At 47.8% G+C, this 21,727-nt stretch carries 15 protein-coding genes, 2 pseudogenes and 1 riboswitch; of the genes and pseudogenes, 5 read left to right on the top strand and 12 right to left on the bottom strand.

All coding sequences use genetic code 11. The annotated features are described in order from the left end of the window. Window positions 1-63 precede the first annotated feature (63 nt). On the top strand, window positions 64-2,316 hold the full coding sequence (locus BUC30_RS10595) for a YgiQ family radical SAM protein (RefSeq protein WP_073424826.1): 2,253 nt from the start codon (window positions 64-66) through the stop codon (window positions 2,314-2,316). 106 nt (window positions 2,317-2,422) lie between these two features. Here the strand turns inward: BUC30_RS10595 and BUC30_RS10590 are convergent, their stop codons facing one another. Next, window positions 2,423-3,268 carry a 50S ribosomal protein L11 methyltransferase gene (locus BUC30_RS10590; protein WP_073424825.1) on the bottom strand — a complete coding sequence of 282 codons (846 nt, stop codon included), beginning with the start codon at window positions 3,266-3,268 and terminating at the stop codon, window positions 2,423-2,425. Window positions 3,269-3,352: 84 nt separating this feature from the next. On the opposite strand from BUC30_RS10590, the gene BUC30_RS10585 reads away from it, so the two are divergent. Then, window positions 3,353-4,378 (top strand): Fic family protein, encoded by a 1,026-nt coding sequence (locus BUC30_RS10585; protein WP_073424824.1) that lies wholly within the window; start codon window positions 3,353-3,355, stop codon window positions 4,376-4,378. Window positions 4,379-4,491: 113 nt separating this feature from the next. On the opposite strand, the gene BUC30_RS10580 is transcribed toward BUC30_RS10585, so the two are convergent. Then, window positions 4,492-6,549: a glutamine synthetase III domain-containing protein gene (locus BUC30_RS10580; protein ID WP_170861541.1), complete on the bottom strand. Its 2,058-nt coding sequence runs from the start codon at window positions 6,547-6,549 to the stop codon at window positions 4,492-4,494. Between the two features lie 354 nt (window positions 6,550-6,903). Here BUC30_RS10580 and BUC30_RS10575 point away from each other — a divergent pair, with 354 nt between their 5' ends. Continuing rightward, complete coding sequence (locus BUC30_RS10575) at window positions 6,904-8,043, top strand: sigma-54 interaction domain-containing protein (RefSeq protein WP_073424822.1); 1,140 nt, start codon at window positions 6,904-6,906, stop codon at window positions 8,041-8,043. A gap of 39 nt (window positions 8,044-8,082) precedes the next feature. Here BUC30_RS10575 and BUC30_RS10570 read toward each other — a convergent pair whose 3' ends face one another. The 4 genes from BUC30_RS10570 to BUC30_RS10555 all read right to left on the bottom strand — a co-directional run bounded on the left by BUC30_RS10570 (window position 8,083) and on the right by BUC30_RS10555 (window position 13,747). Further along, window positions 8,083-9,159 carry an NHL repeat-containing protein gene (locus tag BUC30_RS10570; RefSeq protein WP_073424821.1) on the bottom strand — a complete coding sequence of 359 codons (1,077 nt, stop codon included), beginning with the start codon at window positions 9,157-9,159 and terminating at the stop codon, window positions 8,083-8,085. A gap of 71 nt (window positions 9,160-9,230) precedes the next feature. Beyond that, the gene (locus tag BUC30_RS10565; protein WP_170861533.1) at window positions 9,231-11,279 is read right to left on the bottom strand and encodes a TonB-dependent receptor; all 2,049 of its coding nucleotides are present in this window, start codon (window positions 11,277-11,279) and stop codon (window positions 9,231-9,233) included. Between the two features lie 65 nt (window positions 11,280-11,344). Further along, window positions 11,345-11,538: riboswitch (cobalamin riboswitch) on the bottom strand. A gap of 96 nt (window positions 11,539-11,634) precedes the next feature. Next, window positions 11,635-12,597, bottom strand: a complete 963-nt coding sequence (locus BUC30_RS10560) for a DMT family transporter (protein WP_083555751.1) — start codon at window positions 12,595-12,597, stop codon at window positions 11,635-11,637. Between the two features lie 31 nt (window positions 12,598-12,628). Beyond that, the gene (locus BUC30_RS10555; RefSeq protein ID WP_244536591.1) at window positions 12,629-13,747 is read right to left on the bottom strand and encodes a hypothetical protein; all 1,119 of its coding nucleotides are present in this window, start codon (window positions 13,745-13,747) and stop codon (window positions 12,629-12,631) included. 300 nt (window positions 13,748-14,047) lie between these two features. Here BUC30_RS10555 and BUC30_RS10550 point away from each other — a divergent pair, with 300 nt between their 5' ends. Then, window positions 14,048-15,325 (top strand): O-acetylhomoserine aminocarboxypropyltransferase/cysteine synthase family protein, encoded by a 1,278-nt coding sequence (locus BUC30_RS10550; protein WP_073424818.1) that lies wholly within the window; start codon window positions 14,048-14,050, stop codon window positions 15,323-15,325. Between the two features lie 154 nt (window positions 15,326-15,479). Then, on the top strand, window positions 15,480-16,481 hold the full coding sequence (locus BUC30_RS10545; protein ID WP_073424817.1) for a bile acid:sodium symporter family protein: 1,002 nt from the start codon (window positions 15,480-15,482) through the stop codon (window positions 16,479-16,481). Between the two features lie 109 nt (window positions 16,482-16,590). Here the strand turns inward: BUC30_RS10545 and BUC30_RS10540 are convergent, their stop codons facing one another. From BUC30_RS10540 to BUC30_RS16520, 6 genes and pseudogenes are all read right to left on the bottom strand, one after another. Next, window positions 16,591-17,604 (bottom strand): Rpn family recombination-promoting nuclease/putative transposase, encoded by a 1,014-nt coding sequence (locus tag BUC30_RS10540; protein WP_073424816.1) that lies wholly within the window; start codon window positions 17,602-17,604, stop codon window positions 16,591-16,593. A gap of 390 nt (window positions 17,605-17,994) precedes the next feature. Further along, on the bottom strand, window positions 17,995-18,696 hold the full coding sequence (locus BUC30_RS10535) for a hypothetical protein (protein WP_073424815.1): 702 nt from the start codon (window positions 18,694-18,696) through the stop codon (window positions 17,995-17,997). An 11-nt stretch (window positions 18,697-18,707) separates the two neighbouring features. Then, window positions 18,708-19,865, bottom strand: coding sequence for a hypothetical protein (locus BUC30_RS10530; protein WP_073424814.1), 1,158 nt, complete (start codon window positions 19,863-19,865; stop codon window positions 18,708-18,710). 11 nt (window positions 19,866-19,876) lie between these two features. After that, a complete protein-coding gene (locus BUC30_RS10525) occupies window positions 19,877-20,368 on the bottom strand; it encodes a hypothetical protein (protein ID WP_073424813.1) in 492 nt (163 codons plus the stop codon). After that, window positions 20,361-20,876, bottom strand: a pseudogene (locus tag BUC30_RS16525) (hypothetical protein); the annotation flags it as partial. The gene BUC30_RS10525 and the pseudogene BUC30_RS16525, both read right to left, overlap by 8 nt. A 27-nt stretch (window positions 20,877-20,903) precedes the next feature. Continuing rightward, a pseudogene (locus tag BUC30_RS16520) lies at window positions 20,904-21,617 on the bottom strand (DUF3944 domain-containing protein); the annotation flags it as partial. Window positions 21,618-21,727: the final 110 nt, after the last annotated feature.

The following is a 21,727-nucleotide window of genomic DNA, read 5'->3' as shown; positions in this document are numbered from 1 at the left end:
TTCGCCCGCACGTGCGTTTTCTATCTTTAATCTTATAAACTTTTTAACCCCATAAGTTCCATTATGTACGATCCTCGATTTTTACCCATTTGCAAAGAAGACCTGGACGAACTCGGTTGGGATTACGTTGACGTGATCATCATCAGCGCCGACGCTTACGTGGACCACCCTTGCTTTGGGCATGCGGTTGTCGGGCGACTTTTGGAACATGAGGGTTTGCGCGTAGCGATTTTGCCGCAGCCGAACTGGCGCGATGACTTGCGCGATTTTAAGAAGCTTGGCACTCCGAGACTTTTCTTTGCAATTTCGAGCGGCATGGATTCCATGGTGAACCACTACACCGCCGCCAAGCGCCTCCGCAGCGACGACGCCTTTACGCCGGGGAACAAGGCCGGATTCCGCCCCGATTATGCGACTTACACTTACGCAAAAATTTTGAAGAAGCTCTACCCCGATGTGCCATTGCTCATTGGCGGTCTCGAATCAAGCCTTCGCCGCGTGACGCATTACGACTACTGGAGCAACAAACTCAAGCCGAGCATTCTGTTCGATACGCAGGCAGATATTCTTGTTTACGGCATGGGCGAAAAGCCGCTGAAAGAAATCGTTCGCTTGCTCAAAAAAGGTGTCCCGTTCTCGAGCCTGAATTCCGTTCCGCAAACCGCCTACTTGGCGCCCAAGGGAAATGTCCCGAAGAACAGCAAGTGGGAAGACTTGCGACTGTACAGCTACGAAGAATGTCTAGAAAGCAAGAGGAATCAAATTGAGAACTGCCGCAGAGTGGACATCGAATGTAACAAGTGGTTCCAGCACCGCATTCTGCAAGATGTCGCCGAACAGACCGTGGTGATCAACCCCGCGTACCCGCCGATGGAATACGGCGAACTCGACGAAAGCTTTGAATATCCCTACGCCCGCGAACCGCACCCGCGCTACAAGAAACGCGGCAACATTCCGGCGTTCGACATGATCAAGTTCAGCATCAACACGCACCGTGGCTGTTTTGGCGGTTGCAGTTTCTGCGCCATCAACGCACACCAGGGCAAGTTTATCGCAAGCCGTAGCCGCGAAAGCATTCTGCGCGAAGTCGAAATCGTGACGAATATGGAAGGCTTTGCCGGAACAATCACAGACCTCGGCGGCCCCAGCGCGAACATGTACAACATGCGTGGCCGCGATCCGAGCCGTTGCCAAAAGTGCGCCCGTGCAAGTTGCCTCACGCCCAAAATTTGCGACAACATGGACACGCACCACGCCGAAATCTTGAGCCTTTACCGCGAAGTGCGCAACCATCCTAAAGTGAAACACCTGTTCATCGGAAGTGGTGTGCGTTACGACATGCTCTTACAAGAAACGGATGATGAAGAACTCCGCAAGGACCACGAAGAATACGCCCGCGAGCTCATCGACTACCATGTAAGCGGCCGTTTGAAGGTTGCACCGGAACACACAAGCGATGCCGTTTTGAAATTGATGCGCAAGCCGAGCTTTACGCTATTCCACAAGTTCAAGGAATTCTTTGACGACGAATGTAAGCGCATCGGCAAAAAGCAGCAGCTGATTCCGTACTTTATCAGTAGCCATCCAGGATGCACCGAAGCCGACATGGCTGAACTTGCACTCGAAACAAAGCAATTGGGTTTCCAGTTGGAACAAGTGCAAGACTTTACGCCAACGCCGATGACCATCGCGACCGAGATGTTCTACGCCGAAATGACGCCGGACGGAAAACCGCTCTTTGTCGCAAAAACGCCCGAAGAAAAAGCAAACCAGAAGCAATTTTTCTTCTGGTACATCCCGGCAAACCGCCCGCACTTGCGAGAAGTCTTGGAACGCCTCAAGATGGGTAAGGTCAGCCGCTTGCTGCTGAGCCGTACGGCAATGGCCGAGGGCAAGGAATACTTCCCGAGCAAGGAACGCGAGCAGAACGAAGACTTCCGCAATCGCGAAATGCAAAAGCGCGACGAACGCACAAACGCATTACGCCCGAAAAAAGAGAAAGTCAAGAATCGTTGGCGCGATGACGGGTACGAGCCGCGTGACAACCGCTTTAGCGAAAATCGCGACCGCTTTAACCGCGAGGGGGAACGCCAAGAACGCCGCGGATTCCACAGCGAGCGCCGATTTGATGACCGCCGAGATTTCGATCGTAACGAGAATCGCCGCGACTTTGACCGCCGCGGAAATCAGCAAAACGCGCCGTTCCGCGAGCACCGCAATGTGGAAGACAAGAACCGCTTCAACAGCGGCGAGATAAACCTCGCCAGCCGCCGCTCACACGGAAAAGGCTTCAAGAAGCCGACATTTAAAAAGTAGTTTTAGGAGCGTGCAAGCACACTCCACCATTGCAATCTCACTTCGTGTGATTGCCAAACGCCGAGGCTCGGTCATGCCCAAGCTACGCTTGGTCGCGACTCTCGCCTTATGCGTTTGTCGCCAGAACGCTCCACCACTCGCCTTTGGTGCGTTCGACGGAAACCTTGAAACCAGCTTCATCGAACCACTTGAGGATGTAATCCTTTTCGACTTCGAGCTGTCCGCTGATGATCAGTTCGCCGCCTTCGGCGAGCAAGTCTTCGATGTCGTCGCGAAGCGGCCAAAGTTCGCTGCGGATCATGTTGCAGAGAATCACATCGAACTTCGTTCCTTCCTTGAACGCATCCAGGAATCCGAGCACGCAGTCACTTTCACCAAAACCATTGCGTTCAAAGTTTTCCGCAATGCAGGGAATCGTGAGCGGGTCAATTTCAGTCCCCACAGCAAGGCTTGCGCCCTTGCGACGAGCAAACATCGCCAAGATGCCCGTGCCCGTACCGATGTCGAGAACAGTCTTGCCCTTGAAATCAATATTTTCCATGAGCGCAGCACAGCTACTCGTTGTCTCATGCTCGCCCGTTCCAAATGCAGTCTTTGCTTCAAGTTCCAAGACAACCGCTTCAGGATCTTCCGGCGTGAACTCCACCCAAGGTGGACGCACCCAAAGGTGCTCGCTCACAGCCACCGGCTGCGCACGATCACGCCACCACTTGTCCCAATCCTTTGCAGGCTCTTCGGTGACCTTGAAATTGTACTGCGGAAATTCCGCAACGATGCGGTCGCGTTCCGCCTTGTCGCCCGTGTAAAAACAGAACTCCGTGCGACCAGCGGTCACCGGGTCGAGTTCTTCGAGCGTCGCAACACCCGCTTCGAAAAGCAGGTAGCTTGCAATTTCATATTCTTCATCGGGGCAATTGCCCTCAGCCTTGTACCAAGTTTCAATTTTCTGCATAGTTTAAATTTATCAAATTCAACGGAGCATTGAAACGCGCGCGCCAAATAACGCCGGAAAAAGAAATATATTTGAGAAAAGACCATGCTTTACATCCACCAATTTCCAGACTGGACGCGGTTCCGCTTCGATTCTCCCAAGGTGCTCCAAGCGCTTGGGCAGACACGCCTTGAAGAAGGCAAGCTCATTGGAATCATGCAAATCTGCGGATTGAAGGACATCGAAGCCAAGCTCCTCGCCGAAGACATCGTTGCCAACTACGCCATCGACGGCTACATACTTGACCCCGCGAACACCCTCGCCGAAGTGGAACTCAAAAGCAAAGGTTCGCAAAACTACATCAAGAACTATCTAGGCGCCATACAGAACGCCTCGCAGCCCCTCACCGAAGAACGCCTTTTCAACTGGCATTCCGCGATGGGTCAGAACAAAGTCTTAAAGTTTCGCGAAGTCCCGAACGAAGTGCAAACGACCATCGACGAAAAGCAACTCCATTTTGTAGGCCCGAATCCGGAACGCCTCCAAAGCGAAATGGAAAACTTTTTATCGTGGTTCGAGAGCGCAAATATAGATGGGGTGATCAAAGCCGCAATTGCACATTTCTGGTTCATCACAATCCGCCCCTTCGCCGACGCAAACGGCAGACTCGCCCGCGCCATCACAGCGATGCAACTCGCCCGCACCGAGAACACAACGCATTGCCAATACGCACTAAACAAACAAATTAACACTCACAAAAGCGAATACTTCAAGATTCTCGCACGCACGCAGGCCGCAAGCGGTGACCTCACCGAATGGATTTTATGGTTCCTGCAAATGATGCGGGACGCCATCAAGGATAGCGAAGAACTTTTCGCTCCTGAAATCAGCCGCATCCAGTTCCGCAGCGCCCACGCAAACGACACGTTCAGCGCCCGCGAACAGCAGCTCATCGACGAAATCATGGCAGGCAGTCTCGCGCAACCATTCACCGCAAAAGAAGCCGCCGCCCTCTTCAACGCAAGCCACGACACCGCCCTCCGCGAAATACAGAGCCTCATGGACAAAGGAATCCTCGAGACGAACAAAAAAGGCGGTCGCAGCATGCGATACCGCCTCGTCAACAATTGACAGCCATTAAATCTTAAAATCAAAAAAAGTCGCGAGGCATTTAACCCGCGACCCTTTTAATTTCGTTCAAACCATCAGCCAACAACCATTGACCAAGGACTATTGACTACTGACTAATAGATAAAAAGCATCTCGCGATACTTCGGCAGCGGCCAAAGTTCGTTCGGCACAATCTTTTCAAGGCCGTCCACTTCCTTGCGGAGAGCGGCAATCGCATCGACAATGCCTTCGTGGAGTCCACCGAGCGATTTTTCCATTACGTCAATTGCGGCGAGCAAGCGGTTCATGCCTTCGCCAAGCGATTTGGCGTAACCGTCAAGACCCGGGAATCCCTGGTTAAGGGCCATTTCGTTTGTCTTAAGCGCCTTAGAGTAAGCTTCGACAACGGCAGGCAAAATGATATTCTTCGCCATGTCGCGGGCGATTTCGCCTTCGATATGGATGCGCTTGTGGTAATCTTCCACATTCACTTCGTAACGGGAAACCATTTCGGCACGGTTCATCACGCCATACTTTTCGAAGAGCGCAATGTTTTCGTCCTTTGTCAAAGCCTTGAGTGCTTCCATAGAAGTACGGATGTTCGGGAGGCCGCGCTTTTCAGCTTCCTTCACCCATTCTTCGGTGTAACCGTTGCCATTGTAAAGGATGCGCTTGTGTTCCTTCACGATCTTTTGCAAAATCTTTTGCAGGCCCGTGTGGAAGTTCTTGTCATCGAGCTTTTCGAGCTGTTCTGAGATCATGTCGAAAGCTTCAGCGACAATCGTATTTATAACAACGTTCGGTTCAGAACAACTTTGGCTAGAACCCGGTGCACGGAATTCAAACTTGTTGCCCGTAAATGCAAACGGCGAAGTTCTGTTGCGGTCCGTAGCGTCACGCGGAAGCGGCGGGAGCGTATCGGAACCAAGCTTCATCGCGCCAGCCTGCTTGCTGGACTTCGGCACGCCTTGTTCCAGCTGTTCAATCACGTCGGTGAGCTGATCGCCAAGGTAAATGGAGATGATTGCCGGAGGAGCTTCGTGAGCGCCGAGACGGTGATCGTTACCAGCACCTGCGCAAGTCATGCGGAGCAAATCAGCATGCGTATCGACAGCATACATGATGGCACAAATAGCAGTGAGGAACACGGCATTTTGATGCGGGTCCTTACCCGGATTGAGCAAGTTACCCTTGCCGTAAGAAAGGCTCCAGTTGTTGTGCTTACCAGAACCGTTCACACCTGCAAACGGCTTTTCGTGCAACAAGCATACGAGACCGTAGCGGTCAGCCACGTTGCGAAGCGTTTCCATCACGAGCATGTTGTGGTCGCAAGCGAGGTTCACTTCTTCAAAGAGCGGAGCAAGTTCGAACTGAGCCGGGGCCACTTCGTTGTGACGAGTCTTTGCCGGGATGCCGAGCTTCCACAGTTCCTTTTCCACATCGTTCATAAAGTTCAAGATGCGGCTCGGGATGCTGCCAAAGTAATGGTCATTCATTTGTTGGTGCTTTGCAGGAGTAGCACCGAAAATCGTGCGGCCGGCTTGGTACAAGTCCGGGCGTTGCAGATAAAATCTCTTGTCGATGAGGAAGTATTCCTGTTCAGCGCCGAGCGTAACGGTAGTCTTCTTCGGACCGGCCTTGAAGCAAGTCATGAGGCGGCGAGTCGACTTGGAAAGAGCTTGCAAGCTGCGGAGGAGCGGAGTCTTCTTGTCGAGAGCTTCACCCGTGTAGCTGCAGAATGCCGTCGGAATGCAAAGCGTTGCACCATTGCCGTGACGCTTGATGAACGCCGGAGAAGTCGGATCCCAAGCGGTATAGCCGCGAGCCTCGAACGTGGAACGTAAACCACCACTCGGGAAGCTCGAAGCGTCCGGTTCGCCCACAATCAAGTTCTTGCCGCTGAAAGCCATAATGGCCTTACCGCCAGACGGTTCAATAAAACTGTCGTGCTTTTCGGCCGTCGACCCCGTCAAAGGCTGGAACCAATGCGTAAAGTGCGTTGCGCCGCGATCCATCGCCCAGCGCTTCATAGCGTGAGCGACATCGCCTGCGATGCTCGGATCAAGAGCCACGCCCTCGTCGATCGTTGCGAGTAACTTTTCGCAAATATCCTTCGGGAGGTAGGTGCGCATGGCATCAGCATTGAAAACGTCTTCGCCATAGAAATCGACATTCGCAGGAGCGGCAGGCATCACAGCACTCACCGGAGCAGTTGCGATATCGTAGATGGCCTTATTACGACTATTGTTCATTTTTTACCCTTAATGTCTTCTCCGTCTTGTCATCCCGGACTTGTTCCGGGATCACCATTTCAGAGATTTTTAATTAACAGACTTAAAACTAGCAATGCTTTTACCCCTTTGCACCGTACAAAATCGCCTATTTTTTTTGGTTTTCATTACATTTTTGTAAAATTATATTACTTTATTACATTTTTGTAAAACAAGAACGCAAATTATTACTATATTAAACACGTTCATCTCTCCTAGAGCTGCGTCGGGCAACCGCAAGCCCGGCGCAGCAACAGAGATTCCCCGAAACGCAAAATGGATATTGAAGCTCTTGAAAACACGACTTTCGCGGCCATCGTCGAGAAGATCCAAAAGGTTCGCAAGCGTGGCGAGCTTTTAGAGAGCATTCACGGGATTTTAAAAAAGAACTTTGAATCCGTCGAAGAGCAGCACCAAATCGAATGCCAGAAAATCCGTAACGTCATTGAAGGCATTCCAGGCGAACTCATCGGCAACACGCGCGAAATGCGCGAAGTAAGCAAGCTCGTCCGCCAAATCGCCCCCACCGCCGCAACAGTCCTTATCCGCGGCAAGGCAGGCACCGGCAAGGAATACGTCGCCCGCAGCATCCATGAACTTTCGGAACGCAAGGATTCCCCGTTCGTAGCGCTCAACTGCGACGCCCTCACCGAAGGCGCAAACTCTTTTGAAAGCGAACTTTTCGGTTTTGAACGCGGAGCCTTCACTGGCGCCACTAACCGTCACATCGGCAAGGCCGAACAAGCAAACGGCGGCACGCTATTTCTAGATGAAGTTGCCGACTTGCCGCTCCCCGCGCAAATCAAGCTTTTGCAATTTATTCAGGAACAAAGTTTCAAGCGCCTCGGCAGTAACATCGAGCAGCGCTGTAACGTGCGCCTCATCGCAAGCACCGGCAAAAATCTCGAAGCCATGATGCAACACGGCGCATTCCGCGAAGACCTTTATTACCGCCTGAACATTTTCCAGATTTCGCTCCCCGAGCTCATCCAGCGCAAGACGGATATTTTACTTTTAGCGGACCATTTCATCGAAAAGATGAATTACAAATACGGCAAGAAAATTTTGCGCTTAAGCTCACCCGCCATCGACATGCTCATGAGCTACCATTGGCCCGGAAACGTGCGCGAACTTGAAAACTGCATTGAACACGCATGCCTTGCCACAACCGATGTCTGCATTAACGCCTACGATTTGCCGCCCACGTTGCAAACCGACGTCACGTCAGGAACGTCCGTACTCCCCGAAGGCAACAGCCCGCTTGCCACGCTGATGGACAGCTACGAGCGTGAAATCTTAAGCGAAGCACTCCGCCGTCACGACGGTAACATGAGCGCCGCCGGCCGCGACCTTTCCGTAAGCCCGCGCATGATGCTATACAAAATAAGGCGGCTAGGAATAGCCGCCTCGAACTAAGCAAATTGTCATCCCGGCCAAAGCCGGAACATCAATCAATTATCTCACAAGAGCGATGCCGTAAACCGGGAGAGCATCCTTCGGAGCATCAATCTTTGAGACCTTCTTGCCGTCATACTTATAAAGGCCACCCTTAGAGCCACGGTCACCAATGTAGAGGACGCCGTCAACATCGTCAAAGACGAGAGAGCCAGACACATCGCTCACATCAGAAACAGTCTTCACAGACTTTTCAGAGAGATTAACCTTAGCAAGAGGAACATCACCCCAAGTCTTATACACTGCTGCGTATGCAACGCCATCCGGATCAACAGCAAATGCATAGACACCACCGCCAAGCTTCTTGCCGTCAACAACCATCGAGGATTTCTTCTTAGCGAAGTCTACGACTTCAATGCCGCGAGCATCATCGGCATCCGTGCCATAAGCTTCATTGTATTCACCCTGAGAAGCCACATAGAGTTTGCCATCAGCAAATCCCATTGCAGTCGGATTCTTCTTAGCAAGCTTAATCGTGTCAAGGAGTTCACCATTGCTGAGCTTATACATAGCCAAAAGACCCGGAACCTTGAATGCATAAGATTCAGAACGCTGGAAGAGGGCAAACAACGTATCACCGCTCACATCAAGATCAACAAGGTTCGGAGTCGTAGCTTCACCCTGATTGAACTTATTCGTCTTAACAGTCTTTGTGACCTTGCCATCCTTGACAGCAACCTTCACAATCTTAGCAGCACCTTCCAATGCCACCCAGACTTCGTCCTTGTTGGCCTTCACGACATCGCTCGGATTTTCGCCGTCTTCAAAGTCAACCTGCCACGATACCTCATTTTCCGAAGCATCAACAAGAGCAAGGTTATCAGCACCGAATCTTTCGAGCACGAAAAGATTTCCATCAATTCCAATAATTTTAGAGTCTTTATGGAACTGAAGAGACTTATCAGAAATTCCATCTTCGTTAACCCAACGAAGTTCTCCAGACTTCGAATCAGCACCGAACACATAGACCGAAGCCGGTTTGAGAGGATCGTCATCGGCAGAAGTAGAGTTGTCCGAGCAAGCCGTCATATAGAGGGCAAGGGACGATGCCGTTGCAAGCATGAGGAATTTTTTCATAGTTGTTCCTTTTTATGTTTTTCGCAGACAATGTGAATTACAGATTTTGCAAGTCCCATTCTGCGCGGGGTTTAAAACCCCTGTGTTAATGTTAATTTGTACTCTCGCCCTGGAGTCGGGAATGAAATATATGGATTTCTATACGTTTCATCCGTCAAATTCCGGAGCGCAAAGACAAGTCGTGTTTTTGTAAAAGGTGTATAGCCCAACGCAAAGTGGTGTAAATCTACAGAAGGCTGCTTGATGCGATTGGCACGGTCATCAAAGATTTCAGTACGATATTCCGAAGTCCACGTAAAATCAAAGTGGTACGGCAAGTCAAATCGCGCCTCGGCATAATATGAACGCGCAGGTTCATTCGGGAGAACCTTGCCATTGTAATAAGGTTCATCGCTTCGATCTTCTGCATCCTGGAACGTCGCACGCAAAATCACAGAGAGCCATTTTTTAGGCTTGCTTTCGAGTTCCGCTTCAAGTCCACGCACATGCGATTCACCAACATTCATCGGCTTTGAAAAACCTGCACTTACCAACCAATAAATCCCGTTATCGACTTGAGTTTCAAAATACGTCGCCCGAATTGCGGTATTGCTTTTCGGAATCATGTAATAGCCACCGACTTCAAAACGCAAAGCCGTTTCATCTTTCAAATCAGGATTCGAGAGCATCCCCGGATAAACACCATAGAGTTCCATCAACTGCGGCATACGAGCAAAGCGGCCAAAGCTTACGTTGCCACCGTACCTAGAATTTGGAGCATCATAACGTACAAAGCCGCGACTTGTCCAAGAAACGCTTCGAACATTCTCCGTTTTCAACGTTTTCGCCGTCGTCGGCTGCACAAACTTTCCACCATGCACATCGTCTTTAACAATCGACGCCGAAGCTTCACCACCAACAGAAAGATTCTTAATAATATCATAGGACACATCACCAGAGATATTCGTCGCAATACGCATCAAGTTCCATTTGCTCGACGACGTTCCTCTTTTTTCGTAATAGGCAGCATCCATAGACAAACGCACATTGGCATCAAGACGTTCAGCAGAATAACTTGCAACAATCTCAGGAACAAGAGTATAACCCGCAGCGCCATATTCCTGAACACCCGGCAAATCATAGCCCAGATGGTCTAGCGGATAATACGAATGCGAAGTCGCCTTTTCGTACTTTCCCGTCAACGAGAGTTCCAACCAAAGCCAGCCGAGCAACTGCGGAAGTTCTGCACGATATGTTGTCTGCGCAAATTCGCCCTTGTAGCCCGCCACAGACGTCTGGTAATCATCACGTCCAGGGTTACCGCCTTCCGAACGGCTAAAGTTCATATTCAACGTCGAGAACACACCATTTGAATGCAGAACGCGAGCCTTGAAAAGCCCCGAGTATTCCGTAAATTCCGCATTGCGGCGCGTGTCCTTGAAATCATCATTAGGGTTGTAAGGCGTTCCGTTTTGGCTTTTAAATTCGTAATCGTTATCGCTGTGACGCGCCGACAAAGACGCACTCACCGAGGCGCTATCCGTCAAGCGAGATAGCAACTGCGTCGAAGCCTCCCACGTGTTGTGGCTGCCGTAACTTAAAAGCACACGACCCGACTTCTTTTCTTCAGGCTTGAGCACAGCTTCGGCAGGCTTCGAACCTTTCGTGATAAAGTTGATGGCACCGCCAATGCCGCGACCACCAAACTTCGCCGGCACACGGTCCTTGTAGACTTCAATCTTTTCAATCTGATTCAAGTCAATCGAACCAAAATCAACCGCACCGCCCGAGGCATCGTTCAGCGGAATTCCGTCCATGCAAACGACAATATTTTTTGCCGAAACACCACGAATGCTCACCGTCTGGAAACTCCCGACACCGCCCTGGCGCGTGTACTGTACGCCCGGCAAAGACGCGAGGACTTCAGCCGCCGAAAGCGAACGGCCTTCCCACGCTTCGGGCAAAACTTCGGCATAGCTCGAAGACGCCTGCAAAGGCTTTTCAACACTCGTCGTCTCGTAAACAGAGGACTCGCCTAAATCTTGAACAAACTCTTCGGAAAAACTAGAAACGCTCGCAAGCAGTACGGCCGCGCACACGCGAACGCCCAAGAGACTGCCAGAACGACTGCACGCAGTCAAACACCCACGCAAACGCGTGGCTATGCAAAGCGATGTCTTTCGCACCGTTTAACAACCCGTGGCGCAAAGCGCCCGTTGTGCCTTACAGTTCTTCTGACTCGGGGATCACTCTACTTCCAGCCCCTTCACACCCACCTTGCGGCAAGCATTGGTTTATGCTGGTTTCGTCCTCCCTTACAGCGGCGAGACCGTTCCCGGCTTTCACGGGATTCTCTTATATCGCACCAGTGGTGACACGATACAGCGTTTTACCGCATAAGGCATTACCTATGAAAAATATAGTAAACAATTCAGGGCGCTGTAAACAAAACTTGTCATGCCCGTCACCGAACGGGCATCTCCCTTTCATGAAATCTTACTTTCGCGGTTTCCACTCCGCAAGGACCATGCCCGCAACAATGGCAACAGCACCCGCAATCGCGACCGACGTGATGCGTTCCCCAAGAGCAATGACCGCCGTAATAATTGTCACCAGCGGAATTGCGTATATGTAATTGCTCGCCAAAACCGTCCCAAGTTGCTTTAAAACTTTATTCCAAATCAAGTAGCCAAACAGCGACGAGAAAACCGTGAGGCAAAGGAAGTTGAGCGACACGACAGGTTCCGCAAAGTTCTGCCACGGAACACCGAGGAAATGCCCAGCGCCGGTCTCGTTTGGAGCAAAAGCCGTTTCGCCAAGCATAATGATTATTGACGAGAGCGCGCCATAGAAAAACATCTTTCGCGTGACAAACAACGTAGAATATTTTCCGTTGAGGGGCCGGACAATCAAGGAATAAATCGTCCACATGCATGCCGAACTGAACGCGAGCAAATCGCCAACCGGCGAAAGCTTCAGAATAAACTTTCCATTCAGCACCACAAGCACCATGCCGATAAACGTAATCACACACCCGAGAATCTGTCGCTTGCAAAGGCGTTCGCTCTTGTAAATGAGCCCGCCAAAAATCATCGTCAAAAGCGGATTCGTGCAGACAATCAACGAGACATTGCTCGACGGCGAAATCGAAAGCGCCGTATTTTCCGCCCAAAAGTAAAGTGTGCAACCCGTGAGCCCACACAAGCACAGAATCAACTCGTGCTTCCAGTTTTCGCAACGGAATTGTTTATGAGTCATCGCAAGCAGCAACAAGTACGTCACCGTAAAGCGCAACGTAAAAATCTGCACCGCCGAGAAACCGTGATTCAAAAGCACCTTCGTGCTCACAAAACTCGTGCCCCAAAATGCAATCGTCCCTATGGCAAGCAAATGCCAAAGAGCAAGACCGCGCGAAGCGTTTGCAGAAGATTCGAAAGCTTTAATCGGAGCCGGTTTCATCAACCGCAAAGATAGTTTTTTTCTAAAGCCGTCAATCTATAACGGTTGGTTCCCCATATCGCACAGGTTCCACACGATTTACATCTTTATTCGATAAAAGACAATCAATCGTTTCTCTCGTAGCTGTGCTAAGAATGACAGATCGATCCAATGCGGCATCCTCGCCTTTGCAAGTTTTCACAATTTCTTTGCAAGCATCCATTGGTACATCATCCCAGCAGCCGACAACAATTTCAAGAGACACATCTTCAACAACCCAATGCGCCCCCATGTAATCAAATTCCAGCTTTGTCGTATCATCAACACTGAACGTGTTATAAAACCCTACAATCAAGGAATCCATGGTGGCCTTTTGAATATCGCGAGCCCCCTTCATAAAGCAAATGCCCATGTCCAAACTTTCGGTATGGAGAGCAGAACAGCTTAGCGTTTCTACTCCGAAAGCTTCAAGAGATGCTCTTGCTTCTTTGTTCAACGAATAATCCGTAATAAGCCAAAAACGCCCTGCGGCTTGCGTCATAAGGGAATCATCGCCAAATCTTTTGACCACCGTTTTCTGATCTCGGGATTCCCAGACAATGCCTTCCGCCACCGTTTCATCCGCATCAAATGAGTTGTAGAATTCGTTAATCCGTGAATCGATAGCACTCTTCTGGACATCTTTTTCCGCCTTCATAAGGCAAAGACACATGTACCCCAAATCATCTTGGGAGGGACCATTATAGTCATACAGATAATACCGATAGCCTTCATAGCAACGTTGTCTGTAAATTCCAATATTTTCAAGGGATTCTGTTTCTTTTTGGTTTAGGGGATCCCTCATCACAAGCCAAAAACGCCCCGCGGCCTGAGTTTTAACAGAATCGATGTCAGACTTTTGGACAGCTGTTTTCTTGTCACCATTTCGAAAAACAATTCCTTCAAAACGAGATACCGAAGAAGATGAAACCGCAGTACTAGACGTAGCCTCAACCTCGCTACTTGAAGAAATCAAGTTTTCAGACGGCAACGCATCACTAGAAGAACCCACACTGTTCCCAGACATTTCGCTAGACGATTCGTTAAACGTTTCACTGCTAGAGGAAATCGCAACAAAAGCATCATTTATCGCAGCGGAGTCGTCACTACATGCGACAAGACAAAGTGCCAAAACACTTGAGCAAAAAATATTTCTCGAAAAGCGCATTTTTTTCCTTTCTTTGTTCTTAATTTACAAAAAAAAACGCGAAACACGACATCTTTTCATAAAATAAACGGCATTAAAAACAAAAGAAGCTGTTCAAAATACATTTCACAGTTATAATGTTTTCCTATTACTATCTATAACTTTTACCTAATTTTGCCAATACTTTCTGTTTTTCCGCCATTTTTGGAAATTTTTTTTACTAGACTACGCTATAGAATCTAACTATATTACACAACATAAAAATTTTATAAAGGATTCTAAAAAATGTCCAAAATCGAAACTCTTTGCATTCAGAGCGGTTGGCAGCCGAAAAATGGCGAACCGCGCGTTCTCCCCATCTACCAGAGCACCACGTTCAAGTACGAAACGACCAACGACATGGCCGACTTGTTTGACCTGAAGGCTTCCGGCTACTTCTACACCCGTCTGCAGAACCCGACGAACGACGCCGTCGCCAACAAGATCGCCGCTCTCGAAGGTGGTGTGGCTGCTATGCTCACGAGTTCCGGTCAGGCAGCAAACTTCTACGCCGTTTTCAACATTTGTGAATCCGGCGACCACTTCATCAGCACTTCCGCTATTTACGGTGGTACGAGCAACCTCTTCTCCGTGACGATGAAGAAGCTCGGCATCGAATGCACGTTCGTTGACCAGGATGCCTCTGACGAAGAAATCGAAAAGGCTTTCCGCCCGAACACCAAGTGCGTCTTCGGCGAAACCGTCGCAAACCCGGCCGGCAAGGTCTTGGACCTCAAGCGCTTTGCTGATCTCGCCCACAAGCACGGCGTTCCGATGATTGTCGACAACACCTTCCCGACCCCGATTCTCTGCCGTCCGATTGAATTCGGCGTTGACATCGTGACCCATTCCACGACCAAGTACATGGACGGCCACGCTATGGCAGTCGGTGGCTGCATCGTTGACAGCGGCAACTTCGACTGGGAAGCAAACCACGACCGTTTCAAGGGCCTCACCGAACCGGATCCGAGCTACCACGGCCTCGCCTACACGAAGGCTTTCGGCAAGGGCGCTTACATCACGAAGGCAACCGCACAGCTCATGCGCGACTTCGGTTCTATCCAGTCTCCGCAGAACGCATTCCTTCTGAACGTCGGTCTCGAAACGTTGCACCTCCGCATGCCGCGTCACTGTGAAAACGCTCTCGCCTGCGCCAAGTTCCTCAAGAACCACCCGAAGGTGGCCTGGGTCAACTACGCCGGCCTCGAAGGCGACAAGTACTATGACCTCGCTCAGAAGCAGTTCAAGGGTGGTCTCCCGTGCGGCGTTCTCACGTTCGGTATCAAGGGTGGTCGTGAAAAGTCCATCCAGTTCATGGATAGCCTCAAGATGATCTGCATCGTGACCCACGTGGCCGACGCCCGCAGCTGCGTGCTGCACCCGGCAAGCCACACGCACCGTCAGCTCAGCGACGAACAGCTCATCGAAGCAGGCGTTGCTCCGGACCTGATCCGCTTCAGCGTCGGTATCGAAAACGTCGAAGACATTATCGCCGACCTCACTCAGGCTCTCGAAAAAGTGTAATCTGTAACTGAGAAATCTGCGATTTCACAAGTAAATTCTGCACGGCACCGCAAAAACGGTGCCGTATTTTTTTGACATTTAGTCACCATTTTTATATAGCCACGCACTGCGTATATGCCTATATTTAGGGCACCTCAAAAAGAAGGATATAACAATGCTTAATTTAATAAAGGCTGTTAGCCGCTTTTTATCGACATACACATCGCTTTTCGTCATCGCATGTGCAGTCATCGCATTTTTCATCCCCACGCTTTTTGGCTGGGTTCACGGCAACACAAGCTCGATTATTCTCGGCATCATCATGCTCAGTATGGGTCTCACCATTACCATGGACGATGTCCGCAACTTGATGAAACGCCCTTACGACATTTTTCTCGGCGCCGTCGCACAGTACACCATCATGCCACTCGTCGCGTTTACACTCACGAAGATTTTCGGACTGGACCCGTATTTGGCCATTGGCATCATTCTCGTCGGTTGCTGCCCAGGCGGCGTTTCAAGCAACGTCATGAGCTTTTTGGCTAAAGGCGACGTGACCTATTCCGTGAGCATGACTATGGCAAGCACACTTCTCGCTCCGCTTATGACTCCGCTTTTGGTCCTTTGGCTCGCAGACACGAGCATCGAAGTGAACGCAGTCGGCATGTTCCTCAACATCCTTTACGTGACCGTCTTCCCGATTGCAATCGGCTTCACTTGCAACTACTTCTTCGGCAAGCGCGCTGGTTTCAAGGAATTCCAGGCAAACATGCCCGCCGTGAGCGTTATCGGCCTTGCGTTAATCGTCGGTGGCGTTATCGTGACCGTTCGCCCGCAGCTTTTCGCGAACGGCGTTGGCCTTATCGCGCTCATCCTCGCGGTGGTATTCTTGCATAACGGTCTCGGTTACGTGCTCGGCTACAGTGTCGGTCGTTTGTTCAAGTTCAACACTGCCAAGAAGCGCACCATCTCCATTGAAGTCGGCGTGCAGAACGCAGGCATGGCAACAGTCCTCGCCGGAGCATTCTTCGCCAACCCGGAGAATCTCGCGCTCCACCCGGAAGCCGCCCTCTGCGTTGTGCCATGCGCCATCAGCTGCGCCTATCATTCCATCAGTGGCACAATCCTCGCCGGCATCTACGCTCACATGGACAAAAAGAAAGCAGGGCAAGGGTAAGGGTAAGGGTAAAAGCTAAAAACACAATCTTTACTTTCAATATTACAAGAAAGAGCTGTTGCATTCTTTGCAGCAGCTCTTTCTCTAAATGCAATTTCAAAACGCCGAATTATTTGACCTTCGACTTTTCTTGCATCGCTTTTGCTTCCTGAATTTTTTCTTCAGGAACCCCAAGCTTGCGCATAGCATCCAAGGCGTCATCAAAGCCTTCTTTACGACCTTCTTCAAGACCTTCTTCTCGACCTTTTTTCAAGCCATCTTCCCGACCAGCTTTTTCAGCGGCACGGCGGGCATCCCCGGCGCTTACAAAGCCCATCCTCTGTCCGATACTTTTCCATGCCATCTGAAGTTCCTCCACGGTACTTTCGTCAATATACTCTCCTAAAAAACCTTCAAGCTGAGAGCAGCGTGAAAGCTTGCTTTCACATTGCCGAAGCGAAGGGGTTTTCTGTAAATATAATATGATTTTTTCGACAAGGGTAGCCTGCTCAGCGCTAGACATTTTACGAAGAATAGTTTCGACATTCGGGATAGCCGACTTAAAGCCTTCAGGACTGAAAGCGTATTTCATCGCCATTACCCCGACAGCCGCCGCAGGGGAATCCGATTCAACACAGGCAATATCATCAGCTGCAGCAAGGTTCACAAGCACGCACTCAAAAGGAAGCTCATTCCCCTGGAATTTAGCGCGTGCCTTTTTGCGAAATTCTGCCAAAGGATCCCATCCGGTAGGGCCGTTATAAATGATAATAGCCTTCGTCGGAATCCAGCTGAACACTTCGTCTTCGTGATCCATGATGACCCTGAGAGCGTAACGCCCGACTTGATTGAGCACGCTCTTCTCCTGTTTGGACTTGTGCTCCAAAAGGATACCGACATTAATTTCACCACCACCCGAAAGATGAGCCTTGAACGCAATGTCTGCTTCGCCGCGTTCACCAACTTCGCTGTAAGTGTCCGGCAGACGCACAAGCGTATCCAAGTTTACACCAGCAAGGATCCTATCAAGATCGCTATTGTTTTTACTACAAATGTTCAACAGCGCCTTGGCATTCTTGGGAACGCTATAGACATAACGGAAGAACCCATCGTGGTCACGCGAACGTGTTTTTTCTTGACTCATTTAGCCTCCTAGTTTTGAAAAAAGAAAAAGCATCCGATTTTTTTCGGATGCCTGAGGCCTTTTCAAGGGTCACGCATTAATGTATCAATATTTGAATATAGTGGCAAGCGACGTTTTGTAACTTTATTGTAAAAAGTCTAAAAACGTTCACTCAGCCTCTCCAAAATAAATAGTACTTCCGCATACACCAACATCTGCGCATAGTACCAAATCATCAACATACCCAAAATAACCACTAAAAGTTTGAGACGTCTTTCCATTTTTAAATCCTCGTTTTGCCATAATCTAGATTCAAGGCACGACAATTAATGTCGTCTCTAACGACTCCCACGCATAAAAAAAGAACTGCTGCATTTTACTGCAACAGTTCGTTTTTTTCAAAATCAGTTGTTATTTCAACCAGTTTTCTTTAAGCCAACTACAGAAGAAATCTCGTGAAGTCATGCCACAAGCTTTTGTGTAGCCCGTCATCGGCTGGTTCCAGTGGACACTTGACGGATGCTTCGTATAGATATATTCAATGCCGTGCGGTCCCATCCAATCCCAAAGTTCACCGCCAAAATACTTCGGGTAATCAAAGCCCTCCGCCTGTTTGCAGACTCGAGAACTCAAGAACACAAACATGTCCGGCTTCAAAATTTCCAGCACCTTGATAAAATTGCGGATCGCTTGTTCGCAGTCAATTTCTTTGCCACCATAAGCATTCCACAAGTCCTCGATTCCAGTCGCACAATCCGCCGGACGCAAGAAGTAATTGAGGAACGCCACCTGATGCCAGCCATTGCCACCGCTCGGCAGCACCAGATTCAAGCAGCGATCAATCTCTTTCCCGAAACGCCCGCTCTTGCCCTCACGAGTCCCACGAGTGTTGCACCAATCCTGTTCATCATTCGTTAGCATGGGAGTGCCATACCACGAATTCGCATTGTGATGCACCGTAGCACCTTCAGGCAAATAAAAGCTCTCGCCCACAAGCAAAAGCTTTTTATGCACCGAAGATTCGTAAGCATCCCCCACAAAGGGCATCATGTACGGATGAGATCTGTAGAACGGGATAGAAAGAAAGCGGGAATCGTAAGCGGTATTGGACATTAACAAACCCCTTATTTTTTTCCCATTCTTTCTTTTATTTTTTGAATTTCATCTACCGGAAGTTTGGCGATTGTCGAAACATCTCCTATAGTCAAATTTTTATCAAGCAATTGAGCTGCGACACTTTGTTTTTCAAGACGCCCATCACCAAATAAGTTTTTTGTTTTCTTGTACTGTTCAATAATTTTATCCAATTCATCAAAGCAAGCATCATAATGTTCAAAACCCATTACAAGCAAATCGGATTCTATTTTGAACTTTTGGATTTGAGATTTAAAATCTGCGTTCAAACCAATATCAAAACCAAATATTCCAGACAACACAGTTGCAATTCCACCAGAAACAATAGACATAGGAGCAGCAACCGAAGCGCTAGCTGATGTAGCACGTGAAATAATCCCCGAAACATCAATCGCTGCGGCAAGAGTCAAATATTTGCTTAAATCTGAAGATATTTGATACTGTATAAAATCAAACTTTTTCAAGCCATTTTCGGGGTTACGAGATTCAAGAAGAGCCCGAAAATCTTCATTATAATATAACCTATTTTTAATGAGAAATTCTTTCGCCTTTTCCCATCGTTGTTCATTATACTCTTTAGTTTCAAACACTTCATATTGCAAAAAGCCTCTATTTAATTTTTCCTGAATCAAAGACTGGATATTAAGATTTAGTGCCCCTTTTTTTTGATCACTAGATTCATTTTCAAAATCAGCTTTTATTTCAAATTTCGGAGTCTTTGCGTTACCTTGTACTTTTTTATCAGATTCATTTACTTTACCGCCACCAGAACCTAAATGAAATCTAAACCCATGGTTCATTTCATCTTCTTGAACATTCATCTTTGTTATCATTGTCGCGCCCAAAATATGAGCAACATGCTTAAACATGTTGAAACGTTCACGATTCATTCTATTTATTGAATCAAACGTAGCTTCATAATACACATCCGGTTCATCAAAATATTTTGCACGAAGATAAGCTTTATCAACCTCAGGATCAATTTCGACTCCAGAAACATCTATAAATTTCGGTTTCTTTAAATCGTCTAATTTTACAACATCAACATTATGCAACTTCGGGTCGACGCCAACCATCGTGTGATTATTGTACGATTCGGCAACAGCATCCTTAACAACAACCAACATATCTTTATTTAATTCATTCATTTAAATACTCCTTATTTTAGAATGTTTAATAAAACTCGTTTTACCATCAATAAAGTTTCAGTCCATTTACAAAAAAAGAGCGATATAAAACTTAATACTGCACAAATCAGAGTTGTACAAAGCTTCTTTTTCGTCAAAAAAGGAACAAAATTTTGATTTACATACAAACGCAAGAATCTATCTATAGTTTCGGAAGGTGGAGTTAATCTATTGTTCTTCAAACGCTGATCAAGCAAAGTCATGACATGAAATATGTTTTTTTCTCTTGCAAAAAAAGCAAAAGCGATTTTACGTCCAACCGAATCCAAATTATCAACATGCCCTTGAACAACAATGCCGATTTCTTTTTCGCTGTAAAAAACCCTTATTTGGTTATCTTTTATTAATTTATAATTAGGATTATTTACAACAAAAACATAATCAGCAATATCAATATCACTTGCAACGCCATCAACAAGTACAGATGATTCTGGTTCTGTTTGAATCCACAAAATATCATGCATGAGGCAATTCCTCCATTTTGTTCAATATCTGCATGAGCATGTCCTTAGCTTCTTCTTCATTGGTCAAGTTCACATAAAAAGAGTTATCTGACGTAAAAAGTTGAAAATCCGTTCCTCCCCTTGCTGGCGATGAAAAGAAATCATGCATTTTCTTCTTCATTTCATTTACATCATAAGTATCACTGTGCGTCGCAATAAAGAACACCCTTTTATTTTCTAATCCCTGCAAACGTTGCAGAAAATAACTTTTTTTTGGATTTGAATCGTCCAAAACAACATCTTGGGGATTATAACAGAAAAAAACAATATTTTTATCTATGCACAATACCTTTTGCTTTCTTAAAAATTCCTTTGCTCCCGATGTATCAATTACCGTCTCTATAGGCCGATTCCATAATGGGGATTCAAAAGAATCATGTTTTTCTTCAACAGAATGTTCTTTGACATCAACAAACCGACCTTTTTGCAAATAATTAAGCAAAGTAGTCTTTCCTACAGCAACATCTCCAACTAAAGCAACAGAATATATTGTTCTCTTTTTTCTCAACAAAGCAACCATAATGGTAGCGGGAATTGTCACTCTATACGCAGGACCAGCAACGTCAATTGCCGTCCACACCCCCGTAATAACCCATCCTACAGGATTTCCAAGGAGAAGAAGTCTTCCTAGCGCAACTTTGGCAACAGATTTTCCAAAAAAATATTTCAGAATAGCTCCTACGGTACTTTTTATTATAAAGCCACCACCTGTAGCAAAAATTGTCTGAACTGAGGCTGTTATAAATTGAGGTGTTATATTTCCCGTATTTTTTATTCCCAACTCACCTGCAAATTCTTTTAGTTCTTCTTCACTCATTTTTTTTGTCACATCTGACAGCACTTTTAGCAACAAACTATCTTCAATTTCAGGGACACTTTTTTTTTCATCATAGTCTACTTTGAGTTTTTTGCAAACATCAACCAACACTTCTTTGTACAAAACTCCTTTACCGCCACGAAAAACCGTTGCAAAGCTGTTCGCCCCAAAGCACTGAATTTCCGCAGCTATCTCTTTCCAATATTGATGATGATCTGGATAATATTTTTTATACACCTCACTCCCTGTCAATTCTTCGGAGAACCGAGCGACAGCATTCTTCTTATCCGCGCCATCCTTTTTACCATACGTCAAGCAATAAACCAAATCATCCAAATCTTCAGACTGCAACTGACCTAAAAATTTAAGATCTTCGTCTTCACGATATGCCATTATACATCTCCTTGCTACAAAATTTCATTTTTCAACTTTGGCTTCACGTCAATATAGAACAAGCAAGCGACAACTAATGTCGTCTACTATACCCAGTTAAGCAGGAACTT

Origin of the sequence: Fibrobacter sp. UWB7, assembly GCF_900142945.1 — a bacterium.
Lineage (GTDB): Bacteria > Fibrobacterota > Fibrobacteria > Fibrobacterales > Fibrobacteraceae > Fibrobacter.
Note: the sequence above shows the minus strand (reverse complement) of the source record. Positions and strands in the feature narration are given on the sequence as shown.

Coding starts and splice junctions, on each gene's coding strand:
- BUC30_RS10590 (WP_073424825.1), bottom strand. CDS start 3,268: ATGCAGAAAATTGAAACTTGGTACAAGGCTGAGGGCAATTGCCCCGAT.
- BUC30_RS10575 (WP_073424822.1), top strand. CDS start 6,904: ATGGATATTGAAGCTCTTGAAAACACGACTTTCGCGGCCATCGTCGAG.
- BUC30_RS10525 (WP_073424813.1), bottom strand. CDS start 20,368: ATGCATGATATTTTGTGGATTCAAACAGAACCAGAATCATCTGTACTT.
- BUC30_RS10595 (WP_073424826.1), top strand. CDS start 64: ATGTACGATCCTCGATTTTTACCCATTTGCAAAGAAGACCTGGACGAA.
- BUC30_RS10580 (WP_170861541.1), bottom strand. CDS start 6,549: ATGCCTGCCGCTCCTGCGAATGTCGATTTCTATGGCGAAGACGTTTTC.
- BUC30_RS10560 (WP_083555751.1), bottom strand. CDS start 12,597: ATGAAACCGGCTCCGATTAAAGCTTTCGAATCTTCTGCAAACGCTTCG.
- BUC30_RS10570 (WP_073424821.1), bottom strand. CDS start 9,159: ATGAAAAAATTCCTCATGCTTGCAACGGCATCGTCCCTTGCCCTCTAT.
- BUC30_RS10550 (WP_073424818.1), top strand. CDS start 14,048: ATGTCCAAAATCGAAACTCTTTGCATTCAGAGCGGTTGGCAGCCGAAA.
- BUC30_RS10535 (WP_073424815.1), bottom strand. CDS start 18,696: ATGTCCAATACCGCTTACGATTCCCGCTTTCTTTCTATCCCGTTCTAC.
- BUC30_RS10545 (WP_073424817.1), top strand. CDS start 15,480: ATGCTTAATTTAATAAAGGCTGTTAGCCGCTTTTTATCGACATACACA.
- BUC30_RS10585 (WP_073424824.1), top strand. CDS start 3,353: ATGCTTTACATCCACCAATTTCCAGACTGGACGCGGTTCCGCTTCGAT.
- BUC30_RS10540 (WP_073424816.1), bottom strand. CDS start 17,604: ATGAGTCAAGAAAAAACACGTTCGCGTGACCACGATGGGTTCTTCCGT.
- BUC30_RS10530 (WP_073424814.1), bottom strand. CDS start 19,865: ATGAATGAATTAAATAAAGATATGTTGGTTGTTGTTAAGGATGCTGTT.